The sequence below is a fragment of the Bacillus sp. SA1-12 genome, assembly GCF_000981385.1.
Lineage (GTDB): Bacteria > Bacillota > Bacilli > Bacillales > Bacillaceae > Metabacillus.
In genome coordinates this window covers 91975-116628 of the sequence record NZ_LATZ01000134.1, presented here as the reverse complement: position 1 = coordinate 116628, position 24654 = coordinate 91975, and the positions used below count along the sequence as shown (strand labels likewise).

Genomic DNA, 24654 nt, shown 5'->3' with positions numbered 1-24654 from the left:
TTGGAATGGGGATGTGAGACTCCAGAGGGAAGATTTTTTGAATGAAAAAACCTTTACTTGCAGTAATAATTTTGGTCTAACCTTGTCCATTCCTTCATAGGTTTTTTAGTAGAAGTTCTAGGGGGGACAAGGATGAAGAAATGGATAGTTGCACTCATTATTGGAATGTTGCTGTTTCACATAAAACCAGCTTTTTCTGAAGAACAATATGACTGGGAAGCTCTAAATAATATTTCTGACACTGCATTACAGCTAGCAAAGCAAGAAAGATTTAGTGAGTCTGCCCAATTACTTGAATATTTTGCTGTGAAATTTGATGAGATACCGATTGATCGAAAGTATATATCTCTTGATCATCTTCGAACAATTACAAGTACACATAAAAATGCTTTAAGCATAGTAGAAGATGAAAAAGTAAGCAAAGAAGAGAAGATTCGTTCATTAACAAAGTTCCGCCTTGTAGTTGATGCAATGGTGTCTGAACATCAGCCATTATGGGGGTCGATGGAGTCTTCGATTATGGAGACTTTTTCACAAATGAAAACGGATGTGGAGGAAGGAGATACTCAGTCCTTTCAACATGATTGGAATGAATTTTTGGCTTTATATGAAGTCATTTATCCTAGTATACAGATTGATTTCGATAGTCAGCGGGTAAAAGAAATAGATGCCCATATTTCAGTTGTGGAGGATCGCCTCTTTCAAGATATTCCTGAATCTAGCCGTGTTAAGCAATTGACAGTTATGGAAGAAGAATTAAAATCTCTTTTTGAGAGAGTAAAAGAGGATGAAGCTGATCCCTCCTTATTATGGGTAATGATCTCAACTGGAAGTGTCATCTTATTATCATTATCATATGCAGGTTGGAGAAAATACCGCGGAGAAAAAGAAAAAGCCTCCAAAAGAGAGAAAAATAACCAGCAATAAAAATCGCCATGAAGAGCGACAATTAGCTACAAACGAATGAGAAGATATTATCTATCCCAATTTTAACAGGCAGTAAAATCCCCACTTCAAGATCATCTAAGAAGAGTGGAGGGTAATCGACTGCCTGTAAAGATCGGACGAGAAATTGTTGTCCGAGTTAAGAGAGACATAAGACCCTAGCAGTTTAAGTCTGAAAAGATTTAACACATTCACCAGTGGGGTAAGTTGACAACGTTCTGTAGCAAAGCATGACCGTGTACATCTGGTAGTAGAAAAAATCCTAGATATGCATGTCCCACTATATCTTCGATTCTTAAGCGGAAACAAAACAAAACTTAAATATGTATTAACATAGCTTAAAATTAACGCTGCAAAGGCTTTTTATTTTCGTCTAATGTAAAGCCTTCACCTAGAACATCGTGGACATCACTTACAGCAACAAAAGCGTGAGGATCGACAGCTGTAATTACTGATTTTAGCCTGACAATTTCATTTTTTCCAACAACACAATACAAGACATCACGATCTTGTTTGGAAAATGAGCCTTGTCCTTTTAAAATGGTAACTCCCCGTTCCATCTCTTCCATAATTCTTTTGGAGATTTCTTCAGATTTGCTGGAGATAATTGTCGCACCTTTGGCTGCATAGGCACCTTCCTGCATGAAGTCTATAACACGCGCCCCAACAAATACAGCAACAAGTGTATACATCGCTTCTTTATAGGATAAATAGGTAATTAAAGATAACGTAATTACAATTAAGTCAAATAAAAACATTGTTTTTCCCATGCTCCAACCGAAATAGCGATGTGCCAGCCTAGCAATGATATCTACGCCACCAGTTGTTCCCCCGTAACGGAAGATTGTACCCAAGCCAATTCCCAAAAATACCCCTGCAAAAAGTGCTGCAAGCGTTAAATCATCATTTAACGGCATATCAATTTGATACCGTTGAAAAATCCATAAAAAGATAGACAATCCCAAAGTTCCAATCATCGTGTAGAAAAAAGAAGTTCTTCCTAAAACACGCCACCCGATAAAAAACAATGGTATATTTAATAGTAAGTTTGATATGGATGGATCGAAGTTAAAGAGGAAAAAAAGCATAAGGGTTATGCCGGTAAAGCCTCCCTCGGCTAAATTATTCTGCATATTAAAATGCACAAGACCGAAAGCAAAAATGGCGGATCCAATTATAATAAATAAAATGTTTTTTAAACGCAATTCTCCTAACATATAATACCTCCCAAAATACGACCATGGCAAAGCTATTATAGATGATCGTAAGTCAAGGTGCAAATTTTGAAAAAATGATGACGAAATAATTGTAAATCTTATTAGTATTAGCTAACATTGAAGAGAAAAGCAGATGAGGTGATACAGTTGGAGCAAAAGACAATGAAAGACCTTCAGAAGGAGGTTGACCAATACATAAGCGGTTTTAAGGAAGGTTATTTCTCACCATTAGCCATGATGGCCCGGATCACGGAAGAAGTCGGGGAATTAGCAAGAGAAATTAATCATTACTATGGTGAGAAACCAAAAAAAGCGACAGAAAAAGAAAAGGAGATAGAAGAAGAGCTTGGAGATGTATTGTTTGTCCTTATATGTCTTGCGAACTCATTAAATATAGACTTAGATAAGGCGCATGATCTTGTCATGAATAAATTTAAAACAAGGGACAAGGATCGCTGGACAAAAAAAGATTAAAAGTATATTTTTACTCTAAAAAATATCTTATTTTTAACATTCAGCCATGCTAATACTTATTTTTAATTATTGCTATGTTGGTTAGAGGGTAAAGTTAAAGATTCCTGCATAACAACGGGACATTGTGATCAAAGCGGGCGCATAGGATGGAGGAAATACCGGCCAACGCTAATAATGGGTTAGTGAAATATCTAAAGACAAGTTTAACATGGTAATCAATAAAAGGAGTTTTGAATGATGGAAAACATTAAAATTGTAATTGCAGGAGCCCGTGGAAGAATGGGCAGTGAAGCTGTTAAGCTTGTAGAAGAAACAAGCCATTTTCAATTAGTAGCAGCAGTTGATCATAAGCATGGGGGAAAAAGCTTGAAGGATATTGATGGCTTTGATGTTGATGTACCAATCTATACAGATATCGATAAATGCTTTTTTGAAACATCCCCAGATGTGCTTATCGATTTAACGACGCCGGAAATCGGTAAAATCCATACTAAAAAAGCACTTCTAAATGGTGTAAGACCTGTAGTCGGAACAACCGGTTTTTCTGATGAAGATTTAAAAGAGCTTCAAGAATTAACAACTGAGAAGGGAATCGGAGCAATTATTGCCCCAAACTTTGCAATTGGTGCGATTTTAATGATGAAATTTTCTCAAATGGCTGCTAAGTATTTTCAGGATGTGGAGATCATTGAACAACACCATGATCAAAAGCTTGATGCACCTTCGGGTACTGGCTTAAAAACAGCCGAAATGATTTCAGCCGTTCGTGAAGAAAAACAACAGGGACATCCAAATGAAAAAGAAATTCTTTTAGGAGCACGCGGAGCAAATTATCAAGGCATTCGACTCCATAGTGTACGTCTTCCAGGGCTAATTGCACACCAGGAGGTTCTTTTTGGAGGCGATGGACAAACATTAAAGATCCGTCATGACTCTTATAATCGCGCTTCATTTATGTCAGGAGTAAAACTAGCGGTTGAAAATGTAATGAAAGTAGATTTACTTGTTTATGGGTTGGAAAACATTATCGAATAAAGGGGAAAAGTAATATGAAGATTGCATTGATAGCTCATGATAAGAAAAAAACTGATCTTGTTCAGTTTGTAATGGCTTATAAACCTATTTTCAAAGATCATCAATTATTTGCCACTGGCACTACTGGACTAAGGATCCAAGAAGCAAGCGGCTTATCTATTCACCGTTTTCAATCTGGGCCGCTTGGGGGCGACCAGGAAATTGGGGCACTGATTGCTAAAAACGATATGGATATGGTTATCTTCTTTAGAGATCCGCTAACCGCACAGCCGCATGAGCCTGATATTTCAGCCCTAATTCGCCTTTGTGACGTTTATTCGATTCCGCTTGCGACAAATATGGGTACAGCAGAGATTTTAATTCGTGGGCTTGAACGCGGTGACTTACAATGGAGAAATGTAATTCATTCCAGAGAAAATAAATAGGTTTTTGTTTTATAAAATATAAGATTGCTTATATGTTTATACCTACTAAAGGGAGTGAGAAATTTTTTCGGAAATCTTAACGGCTAGTAATACCCCAAATTCAGGATTCATATATCTAAGAAGATAAGTTCAGATTACTACTGTAAAAGATCTAATAAGTTTTGCTAACCATCAGTGGGGTGAGAAAGAACACCCATTGAAGGAGTCTCACTTTATTCGAAAGAATGTCATTCACTTCCTTAACCTTTTATTAAACGAAGGAGAGGCACATGAGTCAGAAACTAGATATTCTTGCTATTGGAGCTCATCCTGATGATGTTGAAATAGGGATGGGCGGAACCATTGCAAAATATACAAATAAGGGCTACAAAATTGGTATATGTGATTTAACAAAGTCAGAGCTTTCATCAAATGGGACCATTACATTACGTCAAGAGGAAGCAAAGAAAGCTGGAGAAATATTAGGTATTTCTAATAGAATCCAATTATCATTACCGGATCGTGGACTATACATAACAGAAGCTGCCATCAACAGTATTGTTACGGTGATAAGAGAATATCAGCCTACTATTGTTTTTGCACCATATTTAGAAGATCGTCATCCGGATCATGGTCATTGTGCGAAACTAGTTGAGGAAGCAGTTTTCTCTGCAGGCATACGCAACTATAAAGATGCTCTTGGCCAGTTTTCACATCGTGTTAAAGACCTTCATTTTTATATGATTAACGGATTTCACAGGCCAGACTTTGTTATTGATATATCCGATTCAATAGATAAAAAGATAGAAAGCCTTAGAGCGTATAAAAGCCAATTTGAAAAGGCTGAAGGCTCAGCAGATACTCCATTAACAAACGGATATATTGAAACAGTCGAGAGCCGGGAAAGACTGTTTGGAAAAGAGGCTGGAGTGCTGTATGCGGAAGGATTTAAAACGAAAAAACCAATCTTGCTTTCAGCAGATTTGATAGGTGAAGGAAAATGAAAAGAAAATTAAAAATCGGCATTACCTGTTACCCATCTGTAGGCGGTTCAGGAGTTGTCGCAACAGAGTTGGGAAAGCTCCTTGCTGAACGGGGACATGAAATCCATTTTATTACTTCGAGCTTGCCATTCCGCTTGAATAAGGTTTATTGCAATATTACCTTTCATGAGGTAGAAGTAAATCAATATTCGGTATTTAAATATCCGCCGTATGATTTAGCATTGGCAAGCAAAATGGCTGAAGTAGCAAAAAGGGAGGAATTGGATTTATTGCATGTTCATTATGCGATCCCACATGCTATCTGCGCTTATTTGGCGAAACAAATGGTCGATAATGGACTGAAAATTGTGACAACACTTCATGGAACAGATATTACTGTTCTCGGCTATGATCAATCGCTTTCCGATTTAATTCGATTTGGTATTGAAGCATCAGATAAGGTTACGGCAGTATCCAATGCCTTAGTAAATCAGACATATGACTTAATTCAGCCGAAAAAAACGATCGAAACCGTGTATAATTTCATCGATGACCGTGTTTATCATAAAAAAGATGCATCACATCTTAAGAGAGAATACGGAATTGATGATGATGAAAAGGTCATTATTCATGTTTCTAATTTTCGAAAGGTTAAGCGGGTTCAGGATGTTATTTATTCCTTTCAATTAATACAACGAAAAATTAAGGCAAAGCTATTATTGGTAGGTGATGGCCCGGAGATGACGTTCGTTAGCAGACTTGTCCGGGAATTAGGTCTTAATGATAAGGTTCTTTTTCTAGGAAAGAAGGATAACTTAGAGGAATTATATTCTTTGAGTGATCTCATGCTGCTGCTTTCCGAAAAAGAGAGCTTTGGCTTAGTTTTATTAGAGGCAATGGCCTGTGGTGTTCCGTGTATTGGTTCAAATACAGGGGGAATACCTGAGGTTATTAACGAAGGTGAGACTGGTTACATATGTGAGGTTGGAGATATTGAAACAGTCTCACACCGAGCAATACAGCTTTTGACCAATGAAAAGCTATACCAGAGAATGTCAGATCATGCGATTTTAACGGCACGAAGTCTTTTCAACTCAGATAAAATTGTCTCTCAATATGAATCGATCTATTATAACCTGTTGGGCCTCTAAAAATTGAACCTTATAGATTCTATTTCCCTTATTAATAAGGAGCTAAAAAATGAACACCACTTTTGTTGAAGCAAAACCAATTTTGGAAAAATTACATCAAGCAGGGTATGAGGCTTATTATGTCGGCGGTGCTGTGCGGGACTTTTTATTAAATCGTCAAATTGGTGATATTGATATTGCAACTTCTGCAAAACCGGTTGAGGTGCAAAACCTATTTAAGCATACGATTGATGTCGGGGCAGAGCATGGCACGATAATCGTGCTGCACAACGGGTCGCCATATGAAGTGACAACTTTTCGTGCGGAAGGTGAATATGTAGATAACCGACGCCCAAGTCATGTAATATATATTTCATCATTAAAGGAAGATTTAAGAAGAAGAGACTTTACCATCAATGCGATGGCAATGGATATAAACGGTAAGATCCTCGATTATTTTAATGGTAAAGCCCACTTATCAGAGAAGCTTATTCAAACTGTTGGCTCTCCTAAAGAACGATTTAGTGAGGATGCATTGCGAATGCTGCGTGCTGTTCGCTTTGTTAGTCAATTGCATTTTACTCTCTGTCCTAAAACGAGAATGGCCATAAGTGATCATGCGCATCTTTTAAGGGAGATTTCGGTCGAAAGAAAAACAGCTGAAATTGAAAAGCTGCTAATGGGAGTCAATCAAAAACAAGCATTGAAAATGATTGTAGAAACAAACATGTATTCCTATTTACCTGGATTAGAAAGGAAACATAAGGAATTAATGCAGCTTTCTACGTATGATTTGAGGATCTTGAAAACAAACATAGAGCACTGGACTTTATTTACCTATTGTATACATCCAAAATCGGTTGAAGATTTTTTAAGAAAGTGGAAACTTCCTGGTAAACTAATAAAGGCCGTTAAGAAAAATATAGATTATTTACGAATAATAAAAGAAAAGCCTTGGTCGGACTTTTTATTATACGAAGCAGGAGATGTAACTGCTGTCTCTGTTGAAAGGATCTACTCGTTGATGACAGACCCAATGCAAATAGATTGTAATGTGAAAAAAATTGTCAATAGAATTCAACAATTGCCGCTTCGAAGCAAAAGTCAGCTTGCTGTAACTGGACATGATATTATAGATTACCTAAAAAAACAACCAGGTCCTTGGGTTTCAAGAGTAATTTTAGAAATTGAAAAAGCAATTGTAGCAAAGAAACTAGAAAATAATAAGTCTGCAATAAAGGAGTGGCTAATGACATGCAATCTGGACTTCGATCAAAACTATTAGAAGCCTTCTCAAAAGCAGATGGAGAATTTTTATCAGGTCAAAAAATTAGTGAGGTTATCGGATGCTCAAGAACTGCGGTTTGGAAGCATATAGAAGAGCTTAGAAAAGAAGGATATGAACTTGAAGCGGTGCGAAGATTAGGGTACCGAATAACAAAAAAGCCCGATAAGATAAGCAGTAATGAAATTCAGCTAGGGCTGAAAACCGAGCTAATGGGGCGTAATATTTATTTTGAAGAAACAGTTGCCTCGACACAAAAAATCGCACAAAGTTTAGCAAATGAAGGAGCGCCGGAGGGGACAATTGTCGTTGCTGATCAACAAACAAGCGGAAGAGGAAGAATGTCCAGAGTATGGTATTCTCCAAGTGGTACAGGCATCTGGATGAGTATGATTATACGTCCCAAAATACCTATTAACCGAACACCGCAGCTTACACTTTTAACCGCTGTTGCTATTGTACAAGCAATAGAAGAGCTTACACCTCTCAAGCCGGATATAAAATGGCCGAATGACATATTGCTTAACGGGAAAAAAATCGTAGGAATTTTAACAGAGCTTCAAGCTGAAGCAGATCAAGTTCATTCTGTCATCATTGGAACAGGAATAAATGTTAACCAAACAAAAGAAGACTTTCCTGAAGAATTACAAAATGTGGCGACCTCAATAAAGGTCGAGACAGGTTCGGATTGGGAAAGAGCGCAATTTATTCAAACCATCTTATTGAAATTTGAGGGGCTTTATTCTTTATATTTAGCTCAAGGATTTAAGCCCATTAAACTTTTATGGGAGAGCTATGCAATTAGTTTAAATAAAACAATCATCGCAAGAACTCTCAAGGGGACAATTGAGGGTAAAGCAATTGGGATTGATGATGATGGTGTATTGTTAATTGAAAAGAATGATCAATCACTTGAGCGAATCTACTCCGCAGATATTGAGATCAAATAAATCATTTTTTCATGATAGCAATGCACATGATTTTCTGCTATACTTTCAAATGGGTAGTATCTATTCGAACTACACCTTAACAGTGAAACTAAGATTTATGAACTTTTCTGCTTTTGTCAATAGTAAATGCAGAATCAATTGATATGAATGATACCTTAATATTCTGCCTTGATCCAAAAAGGACTAGGACAGAGGGATGAAAACCGATTTTAAATTAGTATGCTCACAAATCCTTCTTTCTTTGTCGAAAGAAGGGTTTTTTACTTTAAAGAATAATGAATTCGGTTATTTCTTCCCCTTTCCTAACACACTATTGTTCTTGGAAACAAGTTTGATGTAGCTTACGATACTATCCATGATAAAAAGTGGTGGTTACATCTTATAGCACTTATTAGGAGGGGAAATATGAAAACAAGATCAGATTTTATGAACATGAAGCATAATGGTGAGCCCATAACGATGCTGACAGCCTATGACTATCCTAGTGCACAGGATGCGGAGAATGCCGGCGTTGATATGATCCTTGTTGGTGATTCTTTAGGAATGGTCGTACTAGGATATGATTCAACTATTTATGTTACTGTTGAAGATATGGTTCACCATACAAAAGCTGTCAAACGTGGTGCTAAAGATACCTTTATTGTAACAGATATGCCGTTTATGTCTTATCATCTTTCAAAAGATGAATCATTGAAAAATGCTGCGCGCCTAATGCAGGATGGGGGAGCAAATGCTGTTAAGCTTGAAGGGGCAGACGGTGTTATGGAAATCATTTCAGCTCTAACTCATGGCGGCATTCCGGTTGTATCACATTTAGGCTTAACTCCACAAACTGTGAACGTATTAGGGGGCTATAAAGTTCAAGGGAAAAATGCAGATGCGGCAAAAAAGCTTATTGAAGATGCTAAGAAGTGTGAAGATGCAGGTGCAATTGCCCTTGTGTTAGAATGTGTTCCTCAACAATTAGCAAAGGAAATCACAATGCAATTAACGATTCCGACTATTGGAATTGGTGCTGGCAATCAAACGGATGGTCAAGTATTGGTCTATCATGATGTAATTGGCTATGGTTCAAGCCATGTCCCAAAATTTGTTAAGCAATATGTGAAAATAGCTGAACCCATTGAAGCCGCAATTAGCAGCTATATTGCAGAGGTAAAAAACAGAACTTTCCCTGAAGAAAAACATTCATTTAATATGAAGGAAGAGGAGCTTTTAAGCTTATATGGAGGAGTAAAAAAATGAATGTCGTTGCAACGAAGAAGGATCTAATTAATCAAATAAATGAATATAAAACGAGGCAGCAAACAATCGGGTTTGTGCCAACAATGGGATATTTGCATGAAGGCCATATCAAGCTTTTAGAGGAAGCTAGAAAAGCGAATGACATAGTTGTATTAAGTATTTTCGTAAACCCCCTGCAATTTGGACCAAATGAGGATTTTGATTCTTATCCTAGAAACCCAATGAGAGATGAGGAACTTGCCAGACATGCTGGAGCAGATCTAATTTTTTTGCCTAGTGTGACGGAAATGTATCCTGAAAAACCTTCATATTCAGTTACGGTCCAGTCAAGGGTGAATGTATTATGCGGCAAGTCAAGAGAAGGCCATTTTGATGGGGTTGCAACAGTCCTAACAAAGCTTTTTAATCTTGTTAAACCGGATCGGGCTTATTTTGGAATGAAGGATGCCCAGCAAGTTGCCGTTGTGGATGGATTAATTAATGAATTTCATTTTCCGATTGATTTAGTCCCAGTTGATACAGTTAGAGAAGCGGATGGACTGGCAAAAAGCTCGCGAAATGTGTATTTATCGGAATTGGAACGAAAGCAAGCGCCAGCAATTTATAGAAGTTTATTGACAGCCCAGAACGCTATAGCTCAAGGTGAAAGGGATAAAGAAAAAATAAAAGAAATTATCTCATTTGCCATTTCAAAAGAAACGGATGGAATGATTGATTATGTGGAAATTCTGTCCTATCCAAGCTTAGATGAACTTAACATTATTAGTGGTAAGATTATCATTGCTGTTGCTGTCAAGTTTATAAAAGCAAGGCTAATTGATAATATAATGATTGAAGTTTAGAGAGTTGAATCATAAACAGAATTCATTGTTTGGAGGAGAGAAAATGTATCGTACAATGTTAAACGGCAAAATTCATCGTGCTCGTGTAACAGAAGCAAATCTTAATTACATCGGGAGCATTACGATCGATGAAGATATTATTGATGCGGTAGGAATGGTTCCAAACGAAAAGGTTCAAATTGTCAATAATAATAATGGGGCAAGGTTCGAAACATATATTATTCCAGGTGAAAGAGGAAGCGGTGTTGTTTGTTTAAATGGTGCGGCTGCAAGGTTGGTTCAAGAAGGAGATGTCGTCATTATTCTAACATATACGCTAATCCCTGAAGATAAGGTTCAAGCACACAAGCCTAAGGTCGCCATAATGGATGAAAATAATAAAATTGTGGAGATTTTAGGTCAGGAACCAGCTGCAACGATTTTATAAGGAAAGAAATATAAATGAAATTATAAGGTCTGACTCTAAAACGAATTGAATTCATCTTAAGAAATGAATTCAGTCTTTTGTTATGAGTCAGTCCTTTTTTCTTTTCAAATTATGGTATAGTAAATATATCGCTTAGAAAGCATTTCAGTAACACTACTCAACTAGAAAGAAGCTGGCTTTAAGAAATGGTTGATTCTTTGTAAGTCTAGCTTTACGATTTATTACAAACACTAAGAGAAACAAGCTTGCGTTTTTTATAATAGAGGTGTAACAGATGAAAGAGCAACGTTTTGTTGTAATTGACCTAGAAACGACGGGAAATGCTCCTAAAAAAGGAGATAAGATTATTCAAATTGCCGCGGTTGTCATTGAGAACGGGCAAATTGTAGATAGATATATGAGTTTTGTCAATCCCTTACAAGAAATTCCTTTATTTATCGAGCAATTAACAGGAATTACAAATGAAATGGTAAAGGATGCACCTTCTTTTGACGAAATTGCTGAAGAATTGATATCTTTGATACATGATGCTTATTTTGTTGCACATAATGTTTACTTCGATTTATCCTTTTTACAAGAAGAGTTCAAAAGCTGCGGCTTCCAGTTTACTGGTCCTATTCTCGATACAGTTGAATTGGCAAGAGTGGCATTTCCAACTGAAAAGAGCTATAAGTTAACAGATTTAAGTGAAGAATTTAATATGCTTCATGAATCTCCGCATCGGGCTGACAGTGATGCAGAGGTGACAGCTTTACTCTTATTGAAAATCCTTGAAAAACTTAAGTGTTTGCCTGTCATAACGCTCCAGCAACTGTCAAAACTTTCGAGATCTTTTATCAGTGATATTGAAGATATTTTAGAGGATTTTATCGCAGCTAACTTAGTAAGTTTAAAGCAACAAACAAGGAATGATTTACAAATCATTCGATCATTGGCTATTAAAAAGCTGCAATCAAACGATGGTGAACAGACAGATGAGCCTTCAAACGCTAACGTGAATGAAGAAAAGGTATTTGAACTATTTGAAGATAAATCAGGCAACTTAAGCAACATTTTTCCTGCATATAGGATCCGTAACGAACAGGTAACTATGATGAAGGAAATAGGTGATGTCCTAAAGACTCATCAACATGGTGTATTTGAAGCGGCCACTGGAAGCGGAAAAACCATTGCCTATCTTGTACCAGCGATTATTTTTTCAAAAAACGAACAAAAATCATTAATTATAAGTACATATACAACAACTTTACAGGCACAAATAACGGAGCGTACAATTCCTCTTCTTAAAAAGATGTTACCATTCAGCTTTGTTACTGCTATTTTAAAGGGGCAGCGCCATTATTTATGCTTGCAAAAATTCGAACAATCCTTAAAGGAAAAAGAAGACAACTATGATTTTGTTTTAACAAAAGCACAGCTTCTTCTCTGGTTGACGGATACAGAAACAGGGGATGTTGATGAGTTAAATATCCCATCAGGTGGAAAAGTATTATGGAACCAACTGCAAGTTGATGCCTCATCCTTTAAAAGCAACCCATTTTTTTCATATTGCTATTATCAGCGGGCAAAGCAGAGAGCCTTAAAAGCAAATATCATTATTACAAATCACGCCTTACTATTATCCGACCTTAATCGAGAAGCAAAGATCTTGCCAGAATATCATGAAGTAATTATAGATGAAGCACATCATTTTCATCGGGTTGCTACCGAACAACTAGGAATTAGATTTTCGTATTTGGATGTTCATAGTTTAATCACCCGCTTAGGGTATTTCCATACAAAAGGACTGATTAGAAGCTTTACGGAAGTGTTAAAAGTAGTTGGTGAACAAACACATCCGGAATTGCAGGAGATTGATTCGTTTCTTTTACAATTACAAGAAGAAAGTCATCAGCTTTTTTCAGCGATTCATTCCTATGTGTTAACACGCAAAAAGGATTCTCACTTAAATCGTACCTCATACAAATATGATGCTGGAAAAGAAAAAAATCGAAAATGGGATTCCATATTAGAGCTTGCAAACCGAGTGAAGTTTTTGATGAATGATTTAATAAACTTGATGGAAAAACCCTTGAGAGTTTTGGATAAAGTAAAAGCAGACGAGCTTTCAATTAAAAATAAAATTAACTTGGAAGAGTTTAAACGAGTGATATCATTATTTAAAGAATATAAAGAATATCTTGGTTTTTTGTTTTTTACCAAAGATGAAGGATTTGTTACATGGTTTGAAATTGATGCAAAGGGTGCAAAAAACGCGGTTGCCATTTATGCGCAGCCACTCGATGTATCAGAGTTTTTGGCGGATGAATTTTTTGCCAACAAGCAAAGTGTAGTTTTGACATCTGCAACCCTAACTATAAATAAATCCCTTTCCTATATGATGGAAGCTGTTGGCTTAACGGATTTTTATCCGAAACAATTGCAACTAAGCGCCCCCTTCCGTTATAAGGATCAGGTAAAGCTGTTTATTCCAAGTGATATGCCAATTGTTAATGATGTCTCTGTTGATGAATATTCAGAAGCACTAGCAGCAAATATAGGGAGTGTCGCACAAATAACCGACGGGAAAATTCTGGTCTTGTTTACCTCTTACGAAATGTTGAAAAAAACATATCAATTATTAAAAGAGGATGAAACACTTGATGAGTTTATTATTTTAGGACAAGGAACTGGAAGCGGGAGTCGCTCAAGGTTAACAAAGAACTTTCGACAATTTGAAAAAGCGATTCTATTGGGGACAAACAGTTTTTGGGAGGGTGTTGATTTTCCTGGTGAAGAACTAACAGCCCTTATGATTGTTCGATTACCATTTGCATCTCCTGATGAACCAATTATAGCTGCGAAATGCTTGAAATTAGAGAAAGAGGGCAAAAATCCTTTTTATCATTACTCACTTCCTGAGGCTATTTTACGGTTTAAACAAGGCTTCGGCCGTCTTATTCGAAATGAAGGGGATCGTGGGATATTATTTGTCTTAGATAACCGGATTGTCTCAACAAATTATGGTAAAGAATTTCTGAAGTCGATACCTGAGCTGGAAATAGAAAAAAAACCAATGCATTTACTGACCCATTTAATTGAAGAGTGGATCAAATGAGACTTCTACCAGTGGGAAGCTCTCATGTCCACTAGTGGTTAGCGAAACTTATCGAATCTATATGGGCAGTTATCTGGCATATTAAAAAGCTTAGTTTTACTGCCTGTTAAGGTAGGATCAAGTGAAAAAGAGACTGATTTATGCCTTCAGCATACAATCAGTCCAAAAAATGGTGTGAGTTAGGAGAAAATTTATTATCAGCTAATGGGTATACATTGTTATAATGAATCGGTACAACAAGTTAAAGGTTGTTGTAAGCTTATTTTGTCCAGAGCAAACGGACATATAAGTTACAATATTTGTTTTACAAAGGAGGAATATGACATGGAAAGTAAAATTGAAATTTTATCTACAGTGACAGTAAATCATTCTGATGATTTGTATAAAATTGTTGACCAGTTAAATCGGACGCTAAAACGAGAAAATCTAATGTTTGGGTTAGCACTTGAGCAAGAAGACAAAAATAAGTGTGTTTTTACAATTTATCGTACATAAGGAAGATGGCAATAGATGAAGAAAAAAACAATCACGACATTAATCATAACATTCAGTATCCTGATTATTATAGGAATTTGGGTTTTTTCATCAACATACAATAATGCAAGGGACCAGTATACAGGAGATCATGAACAATCAAAAACACTGGCGTTAGAGCAAGGAAAGCTGTCTGCAGTCGGAACAGTCGAAACTTATTATGGACAGGAAAAATACCATGTGATGACAGGGAAAAATAGCAAGGGAGATAAGGTATATGCTTGGGTCCTGCAGTCTGAAAAAAATCAGAAGGTAATTATTAAAAAACAATCAAGCGGAATTTCGAAAAATCAAGCTATTACTGCCGTGCAGGAAGAATATAACCCCGCCAAAATTATTGATGTGAAATTAGGTATGGACGAAGGGATCCCAATATGGGAAGTCAAATACCTAGATGAGTCAAAACGATATACTTTTGATTTGGTAAATTTTTATGATGGTGAGATTGTAAAGCATATGGCGATAAAGAATACTGGTAAATCGTAATTTTCGTACCGTTGCTACTCCTAATAAAAATAAGTATAATAAGTGTTGTTAATACATAAAGCGAGACTTCCAACACGGGTGTTTACTTCCCGTAAAATTGGAGTAAATGATAAGTCATCGGAGCTTTTTGGAGGGAATTTTCGTGAAAACAACGATAGCTGAAGTAGGAAAATATGTTGGAGAAGAAGTGACAATTGGCGCTTGGCTTGCAAATAAACGTTCAAGTGGAAAAATTGCATTTTTACAATTACGCGATGGAACGGGTTTTATTCAAGGTGTTGTTGTCAAAGCGGATGTAGCTGAAGATCTTTTCAAGCTGGCTAAATCCATAACACAAGAAACATCAATCTTTGTGACAGGTATTGTCAGAGAAGATGAAAGATCACCATTTGGCTATGAACTAGGTGTAACAAACATTCGAGTAATTGCTGAATCAGTTGATTATCCTATCACTCCTAAAGAGCATGGAACCGAATTTTTAATGGATCATCGTCATTTATGGCTTCGTTCAAAACGTCAGCATGCCGTGATGAAGATAAGAAATGAGATCATTCGGGCAACTTATGAATTCTTTAATAAAGAGGGCTTTGTTAAAGTTGATCCGCCTATCTTAACAGGAAGTGCACCTGAAGGGACATCAGAGTTATTTCATACAAAATATTTTGATGAGGATGCGTATTTATCACAAAGCGGACAGCTTTATATGGAAGCAGCAGCAATGGCGTTAGGAAAGGTTTTTTCGTTTGGACCTACTTTTAGAGCAGAAAAATCTAAAACGCGGCGTCATTTAATTGAATTCTGGATGATCGAACCGGAAATGGCCTTTTATGAGTTTGAGGATAATTTAAAGGTTCAAGAAGAGTATGTATCCTATATTGTTCAAAGCGTATTAAAAAACTGTTCATTAGAACTAAATACACTGGGAAGAGATACTGCTAAATTAGAAAAAATTACGGCTCCATTTCCAAGAATTACTTATGATGAAGCGATTGAATTTCTTCATAATAATGGATTTTCCGACATTACATGGGGCGATGATTTTGGAGCGCCTCATGAAACAGCGATTGCAGAAGCATATGATAAACCGGTATTTATTACCCACTATCCTACAAGCTTAAAGCCGTTTTATATGCAGCCAGATCCAAATCGTGAAGATGTTGTATTGTGTGCTGACTTAATTGCTCCTGAAGGCTATGGGGAAATCATTGGCGGTTCAGAACGAATACATGATGCAGCGTTATTAAAGCAGCGTTTAGATGAACATAAACTGGATAATGAAGCCTATAAATGGTACGTAGAGCTGCGTCAGTATGGATCTGTTCCTCACTCCGGGTTTGGACTAGGCCTTGAACGAACTGTAGCATGGATAAGTGGCGTGGAGCATGTAAGAGAGACAATTCCATTCCCACGTTTATTAAATCGACTTTATCCGTAAGGAAGAAAAGAGAAATCATCTATACATGTAAAAAACAGACTCTTAACTGCTTTTAAAAGCTTTTCAAGAGTCGTTTTTTATTTAAATGAACTTCATCCAGCTCTGAGGCACAGGAAGCGTTCAAGGTGCAGCCAAGAGAGGATACGGACCCGGCTGGGACACTCATCGGTTTAGATACTTATAGATTAAAGATATAAATCCCTGTTATTGATAAGGAGATTATCTGCCTTTTGCTAATTAAGGAGAATCCGTTTTTTTTCAATCCATCTTATTTATTTGATTGGCAAAAACAACCGAGTGTGAATGTATTCAATGTTCATAACCGTCATGTTATACTTGAGATGAGGTGTGTTTGATGAATAAGGAACAGTTTATATTTCTACAAGAAACGGGGAGTGTATCTATACCCGTTATTTTATTTGATAATTATGCAAAATTAGGATTAAATGAAGAAGAATTTATGATGATTTTACAAGTAAAGAAATTTAAACAAATCGGCAATCATTTTCCAACCCCTACAGAGCTTTCCGGACACATGTCAATCCCAACTTCTGCTTGTACCTCCATATTAAGAAGCTTAATTCAAAGAGGGTTTTTAACGATAGAGGAATGTGAAGAAAATACAATCCTTTTTGAGAATTATTCCTTAAAACCGCTTTGGGATAAATTATATACGTATATGGAACAGGAGAAAAGTAAGCAAGAGCAGGAACATAGTCTTCAAGAGGACCAAAGTCTTTATACCATTTTTGAAAATGAGTTTGGACGACCATTATCACCATTTGAGTGTGAAACTTTAGCAATCTGGATTGATCAAGATGATTATGATCCTGTTATTATTAAAGCCGCTCTGCGGGAAGCAGTCATGTCTGGTAAATTAAATTTCCGTTATATTGATCGAATCCTATTTGAATGGAAAAAGAATGGAATACGAACGATAGATCAAGCTAGGAACCATGCAAAAAAATTCCGTCAGCATCAAGGGAATGCCGCAAATGGACAAGTAAGCACGGAAGATTATCAACGAAAGGTTCCATTTTATAATTGGCTGGAAAGTTGAGTGTCCGCTTAAAGCGGGCACCTCTCGATGCAATTTACAGGCAATTTAACAAGACCTAAGATAAAACTATACGATTCGTAATTTGATGTGAAAGAAGGTGAAGAAATGCTGACAAAAGTCCAAATTCGCGAATGCTTGGATACGTTTCAAGTGATGTTCCCAGACGCACATTGTGAGCTGGTACATGAAAATCCTTTTGAGCTAGTGATAGCAGTCGCGTTATCAGCACAATGTACAGATGCCTTAGTAAATAAAGTAACGAAAAATCTTTTCAAAAAATATAAAAAGCCTGAGGATTATTTAGCTGTTACGCTTGAGGAATTACAAGAGGACATTAGATCAATTGGATTGTACCGAAATAAAGCGAAGAATATTCGTAGCTTATGTGAAACCTTACTTGAAAATTACAATGGGGAAGTTCCCCGTGAACATGAGGAATTAACAAAACTTGCTGGGGTTGGCCGAAAAACAGCGAATGTTGTTGTATCTGTTGCCTTTGGTGTCCCAGCGATTGCAGTTGATACCCATGTAGAGAGGGTAAGCAAGCGTTTAGGTATTTGCCGCTGGAAGGATTCTGTTCTTGAGGTAGAAAAAACCTTAATGCGAAAAATACCGAAGGAAGAGTGGTCAGATACGCATCATCGCATGATCTTTTTTGGTCGCTACCATTGCAAGGCACAATCGCCTAAATGTGAAGTCTGCCCGCTACTTCATCTATGCCGTGAAGGGCAAAAAAGGATGAAAAAGGAGAAGGCATTACATGCAAAATAACAATAGAAATGACTATTTGGTTCCAACATCATTTCTATGCTCACCGTTATTTAAAAAGGGCGGAACGTTTAATAACCATAATGAGTTAGAACTTGTAGAAATCTTGAAAAAAGAACCCTTTTATTTTGATATGCTTCATTTTTTAGGCGAAGAAACAAACAGGGCTCCCTGGATGAATCCTGAACTTGTTATCCCAGCAGTGATGGAGCAATGGAAGAATATCATGCCTTCTTTACAAAAGGCATTTACTGACCAAGAAACAGGGTTACGCAAAGAGGAGGACATGGTTCACTCCATCTCATTGTTTATAGTCAGTCTTTATTGGACAAATCACATGCCAGTGCCCAGTTTGAAACCTGCTGAGATGATGATTTCTGCGCTGCCGCTAAAACCTGTAAATTGTGAGGAGCGTTTATTCTTTATCATCAATAAACCTTCAGGATATCATTCTTTTATCCAACTTAAGCAATTATTTAATGAATTTGAAAAAATGTTCTCAAAATCATTAGCAATACAACGTTTTAATCAAACAAAAAGGATCATCCCAACGGAGTGATCCTTTTTGTATCTTCTTATTTAATTTTGTTGTTCCTCTTCCTCGTTTGTTATCCCGTTAATGTCTAAAGGAATCTCTTCATCTCCAGGCTGTTGAGTTTCAGTATCGCCTGAGTTTTGGCCATCATCAGTTTGAGTGCCGTCATTATTATCGGTATTGCCATTACCATTTTCGTTTCCATTGCCATTTCCGTTGCCATTTCCGTTATTACCATTCTCATTATCATTACCATTTTCAGTTCCATTCTCATTGCCGTTCCCGTTGTCATTTCCGTTGCCTTCGTCATTTTGATTTTCTTCTTCATCATCAGGAAGCACTGGAACGTCATTTTCTGCTTTAGGGACTTGAATTTTTGTTGAAGCAGTACCGCTGCGATTGCTACTGTCTTCATCATTTACAGCGACAACCCTGAAGGAATAAGTCGATCCAGGAGTGACATCCGCTATTTCGTATCCCATATTTTTCGAAGTATTGACAACTTGGTATTGTCCGCCATCGACTGATTGGCTTACCTCAAATGAAACATTCTCTAATGCAGCTTCATCATAGCCCCAGTTAATACTGATTGAATTGGTTACTTGATCATAATTGACTGATAAGCCTGATGGTTTATTTGGTTTTACCTTTACATATTTCTTTGACTCTTTTTTAGGTGCAGTACCTTTTACAAAGTATTCTTCTGATACCATACTTGATGGCGTATATTCACTAGCCAAAACGGGTTCCTTTGACCCTTTTTCAATGTATTTTTTCTCAACACTGTCTGGCTGTTCAAAGTCAGAATCGTCATCACCAGCGATTTCAGAGAATATTTCTTTAAACATCGCTCTTGCCAGTTTTTGATCTTCAGATGTTAAATAGACCTTTTCACTATCCTTTGAAATATTATATCCTGTCCAGACAGCTGCCGTATAATTCGGATTATACCCGACAAACCACGCATCTTTGGATGCACCTGAAGGGACATCATATTTTTCTTTATCTTCTGCAGAAAAGTTTGTTGTTCCCGTTTTTCCAGCAATATTTACACCTGGTATCTTCACGGATTTACCAGTACCATACTCAACCACTGATTTCATCATATCTGTGACCATAAAGGCAGTATAATCACTCATTGCCTCTTTAGGTTCTGGAGCAAGATCAATTTCAGTTCCATCACTTAAGACAATTTTCTTAACGGCATGCGGTTCATTGAAAACCCCATTATTTCCAAAGGCGCTAAAGGCACCAGCCATTTGGAGAGGGGAGACCCCATTTGAAAATCCGCCAATTGCATAAGGCTCGTAAATTTCCGGAAGCGGAATTCCTAGTCCTTGAGCAAACTCTTGAGCTTTTTCTAATCCAACAGCTTGCAATGCTTTTAAAGCAGGGATGTTTCTTGAATCAGCTAATGCATCACGGATCGTCATTTGCCCTTTATAGCTTCTATCCCAGTTATTAATCGGCGTTCCATCACTATACGTATATGGTATGTCATCAATTGATTCAGCTGTTGACCATTGCAAATGTTCAATTGCCGGACCGTAATCTAGGACAGGTTTAATTGTCGAACCTGGCTGGCGTCTAGTATCTGTTGCATAATTGTATCCGCCTGCAGGCTGATTGCGTCCGCCGCCAATCGCACGGATTTCACCTGTTTTTGTATCAAGTAAGGTAATGCCTGCCTGCATCTTATCATCCGGAAAATCCATGCTGTCACCGTTTATGACTTCCTCGACTGTATCTTGTGCTTCAGGATCTAAGGTTGTATAAATTTTCAAACCTGCTGAACCGGCATCAATGTCTGTTTTTTCTTTTACTTCTTCAATAACTTCTTCAACAAATGCATGGTATGTGTTTGCTTTTTCTGTTGGTTCAACAACAGTTGATTGAACCGGTACTTTCTTAGCTTCTTCAGCCTCAGCCTTTGTAATGAATCCATGTTTTGCCATTAAAGTTAAAACGATATTGCGTCTTTTTTCCGCGCTTTCTGGATTTGTTCTTGGGTTATAATTATTCGGACTTTGAGGCATCCCTGCAATCATCGCAGCCTCATGAAGTTCCAGCTCTTTTAACTCTTTTCCATAGAAAGATTCTGCAGCTTGTGCCACTCCATAAACGTTTCCGGGAAAGTAAATTTTGTTTAAATACATTTCTAATATTTCTTGTTTCGAATATTTTTGTTCCAGTTGAAAGGCTAACCATATTTCCTGTACCTTTCGTGTAACGGTTTTATCAGTTGTTAATAGTGAGTTTTTAATGACCTGCTGGGTAATTGTACTAGCACCTTCAGCACCAAAACCTTCTTGAACATTAGCAACTAGAGCCCCGCCTAAGCGAATGATATCGATTCCGTTATGCTCATAAAAACGGGCATCCTCTGTTGCAAGCACTGCCTCCTCAAGAACTTTTGGGATATCATCATATGGAACATACGTCCGTTTTACTTGACCGAACTCGGAAATTTCCTTGCCATTCATATCGTAAATTGTGGAGGAGAATGAATCCTTTAGCTTTTTGTCATCTAATTTAGGGGAACCAGCGACGATAGCGGCAAATGTGATCCCGCCAGCAACCATTCCTACAATTCCAATGGCAAGCAAGCTTAAAAATATTTTTTTCCATAGTGGTGCAGATTTATGATTTTTATTCTTTTTTTTCTTTGTCGTTTTTTGAGCCTGTTGTTTCCTGCGTTCTTCACGACTCTTATACTGTTCTGACATTTTACTACCAACCTTTCATAATAGGCTTCCATGAAAAAGCGTTATTATATGTCTGCATGTGTAAGCTAAGCGGCATAGCCTGGCAAAGGGCATATGACATGCAGAGATACAGTCAATGCGATGACTCTTGACTGCAAGCGCCAAGCACCTTAAGGGTTAAGGCGCTCATGAATAAAAAGTAATTATACCTTATATTCATGAACGTCTTATCCTAAGGCACTTGCACTTTTTTGATACTATCTTAAAAGTATAGTTTATCTATAATCTTCAGATAGTCAATCCTAGGTTGGTATCCTAACGTTATTTTATGGCCATATTCATTAAGCTCATTAATTGAAATAGACTTTCTTCCACCAGATTCTTGACGATTCCAAAAGGTAAAAAGGTATTGTGCTTCCAAATAATAACATGCTTGAAATGCTGATAAAATAACAAAGCATATTCCACCCTGATCTACGACATTTTTCATATGTTCAATTTGATGAGCATGAAAATTTTGCAAAGGAAATGAAGTCTTGTTTTTTGATTCCTTTGCTTCAAAATCAATATATTTCCCCCGGTAAACTCCATTGTAATCAGTAGTAGAACTCTGTTTAAAATAAGCCTCTTTAATAACAGCTGCACTTCTTCTAGGGTAATCTACATGAACAATCTGAACAGGTGTCGGCTTTTTATGTATAACAGCTAATTTATTTTCAAGATAAAAAGTGTTCGTCTCATTTAAATCCTCTTCAAGCGTCATTCCTCGATTGCTATAGGTGATGTCTGGATGCTTTTTTTGTTTCGTTTGTTCCTTTGGTTCATAAGGCTTTCCGTTTGGATAACGAAAAATCATAGGTAACCTCCTAAAATAAACTACTACTTATCATACCAAAAATCTTAAGAAAGGAATGATAAAAAAGTTTCAATTTTGTTAAGTGTACATTCCAATCATTTAGGAGACGATAATTGGTATGAGGTGGAACCAATGTTTAAAAGCAAAGCGAATAAACAAAAGACATTATGTAAACAAGAAATCATCACATCTATAGATAATACGACAAGAATCAAAAATTACGACAATATCTCCCGAACAAAAGCCTATGAAGATTTTTATGATCATCACCCTGAAATAAAATGGGCGTTCCTTGCAAGTATGGTATCAAGAAATGCGGGCTGGAGTATGACAGACCTGCATGGTAAATGGTTTAGAAAAGCTTTAAGCATGGAACAGAGATCCTTGCTTTTTATGACATATGAATGTGCAAATTGGACTATTTTTGACGATGCATTTCCACAGCTTCTTCTTTATGAATGGTCAAAAAAGATAAATGAGCCGCTATTTGATTTGCTTGATCATTTCCATGTGTCGCAATTTATGATACAGGAATGGAAAGAGTTTTGGGTGAACCACAATACCGAGCGATTAATGACAGCACTAATTATTAATGAGCAAAATGTGATCCAATCACCAGTTATAAACAATAATCTATACAAGCGTCTGGTGTTTAAGACAACCATTTATCAGATCCAAAATTTTTTCCATTTTAGTACAGTCGTTTTTCCAACCCTGAATGGGAAGCTGTTTGGTTTTACCGTTAAAAATTTTAACCAGCTGATAAATCGGATTGAACTTGGAAAACGCTTGGCATGGCTTCTTTTTGATTCTGGTTTAAATTCTTCCTTTGTAGCATTTTCACAAGCTGTTCCACACACAGGCACAAGATTTGATTATGAACAATTCTTTCCCGAAAAACGAAAAAGGGAAACACCTTTATTACGTACAGCGTATCCAGAGGTTTCACATAATATAGACGTTTTAAGACAGGATTGGTTTCATGGGCAATCAACAAAAAAGTGGTTTAAAGCAACAAAGATACCAAAAAACTATGAATTAACGGAGTGGTTTAAACATAAGCAAGATCAACTGCATTTATTATCATTGCTGCAAGAATATTGGAGAAATGGGTAAAGAGGCTTTCATTTCGAAGAGGGACTGTCCCAAATAACTAAAGGACTGTCCCTTTTTTGAGCCTCTAATTTTTTAGATTAAGTATAGGTTTTGAAACATTATTTAAGTTGAAGGACGATTAGGTCCATCCAGCTTCTTATCGCCAGTACTGCGTGTTTTTTCTTCAGCAGCTTGTTGTTTACCTTTTGGTTTTTTTGCCATTGTTTATGCACCTCCCGTTATGTAGTCTTTACAAATGTAATTGTTTCCATGCAGGTCGAACATGGATGTCGAAGAATGCCTTTTTTCACTTTCTTTGACGAATAAAAACTAGTTTTGTCAAGCGTGAAGGGAGTTGTTTTTTTACAGCGAATTAGTAGCGTAAGAGGAGGGAGAACGATGGAAAATATCATTGAAAAGAGTGTCATTGAAGGGAAATTGGCTGAGTTGGAACAAGAGCTATTTGCACTTGAGAAAGCTTTTAAGGAGAAGGCAGCCATTGAGAACATGGAACGAAAATTAATGGAGGACGCTTCTCAGATTGATCAGCATTTAACTGAAATAATTTCCTGTTTAGACATACAAAAGGAAACACAACGAAAGAATGATACGTATCGAACTCATGCTTCCTGCTTTTCTATTGCCGCCCCCAATATATAAAATTTTCGTATATGTGATTGATTTGGTATGATAAATGCAGAGGTGAAGTTGTGTTGAATTTATTTATGCTTTCAAATGAGCTTCTGCAGCTTATAAATGACTGTAAAGAGAGGTTTGAAGGCCTTGAGAAGAAGCCGGAAAAAACGGAAGAGTATTTTTTTACGAAGGTTAAGCCTGCTTTTGAATTTGGAATGAACAAGGCAAAGCTATGGGAGTCTTTAGCCGAGGCTTGGGTAAAGGAACAAAAACCAAAATATATACATCTGACACAGATTGAATCAGCCATTGAACATATCGAACAAATTATATTACAGTCGTTTTATAATGATATAAATAATCAAAGATTCCATAATCTTTATAACTCGATCGAGTATATTCTAAAAAGTATCCTTTCTGAGGAACAAACGATCAGTTGAAAACTAGAGGGGCTGTGTTAAACCAAGGGTCAATCACCCAAAAAACACATTGTATAGAAATGTAAACAAT

The 24654-nt window shown here is 36.9% G+C and carries 25 protein-coding genes; 21 read left to right on the top strand and 4 right to left on the bottom strand.

The window, feature by feature from the left end; all coding sequences use genetic code 11:
- The first annotated feature begins 132 nt into the window (after positions 1–132).
- Positions 133–927 carry a sporulation protein YpjB gene (ypjB, locus tag WQ54_RS30130; RefSeq protein ID WP_046590366.1) on the top strand — a complete coding sequence of 265 codons (795 nt, stop codon included), beginning with the start codon at positions 133–135 and terminating at the stop codon, positions 925–927.
- A gap of 362 nt (positions 928–1289) precedes the next feature.
- On the opposite strand, the gene WQ54_RS30125 is transcribed toward ypjB, so the two are convergent.
- Positions 1290–2162, bottom strand: coding sequence for a YitT family protein (locus WQ54_RS30125; protein ID WP_046590362.1), 873 nt, complete (start codon positions 2160–2162; stop codon positions 1290–1292).
- 147 nt (positions 2163–2309) lie between these two features.
- On the opposite strand from WQ54_RS30125, the gene WQ54_RS30120 reads away from it, so the two are divergent.
- The 17 genes from WQ54_RS30120 (at position 2310) to WQ54_RS30045 (ending at position 18876) form a co-directional block, all read left to right on the top strand.
- Positions 2310–2636: a nucleotide pyrophosphohydrolase gene (locus tag WQ54_RS30120; RefSeq protein WP_046590360.1), complete on the top strand. Its 327-nt coding sequence runs from the start codon at positions 2310–2312 to the stop codon at positions 2634–2636.
- Between the two features lie 237 nt (positions 2637–2873).
- On the top strand, positions 2874–3671 hold the full coding sequence (dapB, locus tag WQ54_RS30115) for a 4-hydroxy-tetrahydrodipicolinate reductase (protein WP_046590358.1): 798 nt from the start codon (positions 2874–2876) through the stop codon (positions 3669–3671).
- Between the two features lie 14 nt (positions 3672–3685).
- Entirely contained in the window at positions 3686–4096 is a 411-nt protein-coding gene (mgsA, locus tag WQ54_RS30110; protein ID WP_046590357.1) for a methylglyoxal synthase, read from the top strand.
- Positions 4097–4365: 269 nt separating this feature from the next.
- Positions 4366–5079, top strand: coding sequence for a bacillithiol biosynthesis deacetylase BshB1 (gene bshB1, locus WQ54_RS30105; protein WP_046590355.1), 714 nt, complete (start codon positions 4366–4368; stop codon positions 5077–5079).
- Positions 5076–6209, top strand: a complete 1134-nt coding sequence (gene bshA / locus WQ54_RS30100; RefSeq protein WP_046590353.1) for an N-acetyl-alpha-D-glucosaminyl L-malate synthase BshA — start codon at positions 5076–5078, stop codon at positions 6207–6209. Before bshB1 ends, bshA begins: the two co-directional genes overlap by 4 nt.
- Positions 6210–6258: 49 nt before the next feature.
- Positions 6259–7473 (top strand): CCA tRNA nucleotidyltransferase, encoded by a 1215-nt coding sequence (locus WQ54_RS30095; RefSeq protein ID WP_046590351.1) that lies wholly within the window; start codon positions 6259–6261, stop codon positions 7471–7473.
- On the top strand, positions 7443–8423 hold the full coding sequence (locus WQ54_RS30090) for a biotin--[acetyl-CoA-carboxylase] ligase (protein WP_046590349.1): 981 nt from the start codon (positions 7443–7445) through the stop codon (positions 8421–8423). Before WQ54_RS30095 ends, WQ54_RS30090 begins: the two co-directional genes overlap by 31 nt.
- A gap of 405 nt (positions 8424–8828) precedes the next feature.
- Complete coding sequence (gene panB / locus WQ54_RS30085; RefSeq protein ID WP_046590348.1) at positions 8829–9668, top strand: 3-methyl-2-oxobutanoate hydroxymethyltransferase; 840 nt, start codon at positions 8829–8831, stop codon at positions 9666–9668.
- Positions 9665–10510 (top strand): pantoate--beta-alanine ligase, encoded by an 846-nt coding sequence (gene panC, locus WQ54_RS30080; protein ID WP_046590346.1) that lies wholly within the window; start codon positions 9665–9667, stop codon positions 10508–10510. Before panB ends, panC begins: the two co-directional genes overlap by 4 nt.
- 43 nt (positions 10511–10553) lie before the next feature.
- Positions 10554–10937, top strand: a complete 384-nt coding sequence (gene panD, locus WQ54_RS30075; RefSeq protein ID WP_046590344.1) for an aspartate 1-decarboxylase — start codon at positions 10554–10556, stop codon at positions 10935–10937.
- Positions 10938–11211: 274 nt separating this feature from the next.
- Positions 11212–14034 (top strand): ATP-dependent DNA helicase DinG, encoded by a 2823-nt coding sequence (gene dinG, locus WQ54_RS30070; RefSeq protein ID WP_046590342.1) that lies wholly within the window; start codon positions 11212–11214, stop codon positions 14032–14034.
- 324 nt (positions 14035–14358) lie between these two features.
- Positions 14359–14529 (top strand): YpmA family protein, encoded by a 171-nt coding sequence (locus tag WQ54_RS33195; protein ID WP_084822388.1) that lies wholly within the window; start codon positions 14359–14361, stop codon positions 14527–14529.
- 15 nt (positions 14530–14544) lie between these two features.
- Positions 14545–15054 (top strand): DUF5590 domain-containing protein, encoded by a 510-nt coding sequence (locus WQ54_RS30065; protein WP_046590341.1) that lies wholly within the window; start codon positions 14545–14547, stop codon positions 15052–15054.
- 142 nt (positions 15055–15196) lie between these two features.
- A complete protein-coding gene (gene asnS / locus WQ54_RS30060; RefSeq protein WP_046590339.1) occupies positions 15197–16489 on the top strand; it encodes an asparagine--tRNA ligase in 1293 nt (430 codons plus the stop codon).
- A 355-nt stretch (positions 16490–16844) separates the two neighbouring features.
- A complete protein-coding gene (locus WQ54_RS30055) occupies positions 16845–17549 on the top strand; it encodes a DnaD domain-containing protein (protein WP_046590338.1) in 705 nt (234 codons plus the stop codon).
- 105 nt (positions 17550–17654) lie between these two features.
- On the top strand, positions 17655–18320 hold the full coding sequence (gene nth, locus WQ54_RS30050) for an endonuclease III (protein ID WP_046590337.1): 666 nt from the start codon (positions 17655–17657) through the stop codon (positions 18318–18320).
- Entirely contained in the window at positions 18310–18876 is a 567-nt protein-coding gene (locus tag WQ54_RS30045; RefSeq protein WP_052738046.1) for a YpoC family protein, read from the top strand. Before nth ends, WQ54_RS30045 begins: the two co-directional genes overlap by 11 nt.
- A gap of 20 nt (positions 18877–18896) precedes the next feature.
- On the opposite strand, the gene WQ54_RS30040 is transcribed toward WQ54_RS30045, so the two are convergent.
- Positions 18897–21578, bottom strand: a complete 2682-nt coding sequence (locus tag WQ54_RS30040; RefSeq protein WP_046590331.1) for a PBP1A family penicillin-binding protein — start codon at positions 21576–21578, stop codon at positions 18897–18899.
- A 241-nt stretch (positions 21579–21819) separates the two neighbouring features.
- Entirely contained in the window at positions 21820–22410 is a 591-nt protein-coding gene (gene recU / locus WQ54_RS30035; RefSeq protein ID WP_046590512.1) for a Holliday junction resolvase RecU, read from the bottom strand.
- Between the two features lie 135 nt (positions 22411–22545).
- Here recU and WQ54_RS30030 point away from each other — a divergent pair, with 135 nt between their 5' ends.
- Positions 22546–23529: a DUF2515 family protein gene (locus WQ54_RS30030; RefSeq protein WP_046590329.1), complete on the top strand. Its 984-nt coding sequence runs from the start codon at positions 22546–22548 to the stop codon at positions 23527–23529.
- 102 nt (positions 23530–23631) lie between these two features.
- Here WQ54_RS30030 and WQ54_RS30025 read toward each other — a convergent pair whose 3' ends face one another.
- On the bottom strand, positions 23632–23730 hold the full coding sequence (locus WQ54_RS30025; protein WP_046590326.1) for a hypothetical protein: 99 nt from the start codon (positions 23728–23730) through the stop codon (positions 23632–23634).
- 177 nt (positions 23731–23907) lie between these two features.
- On the opposite strand from WQ54_RS30025, the gene WQ54_RS30020 reads away from it, so the two are divergent.
- The gene (locus tag WQ54_RS30020; RefSeq protein WP_046590323.1) at positions 23908–24168 is read left to right on the top strand and encodes a hypothetical protein; all 261 of its coding nucleotides are present in this window, start codon (positions 23908–23910) and stop codon (positions 24166–24168) included.
- Positions 24169–24221: 53 nt separating this feature from the next.
- The gene (locus WQ54_RS30015; protein ID WP_046590320.1) at positions 24222–24584 is read left to right on the top strand and encodes a DUF1798 family protein; all 363 of its coding nucleotides are present in this window, start codon (positions 24222–24224) and stop codon (positions 24582–24584) included.
- The last annotated feature ends 70 nt before the right edge of the window (positions 24585–24654 follow it).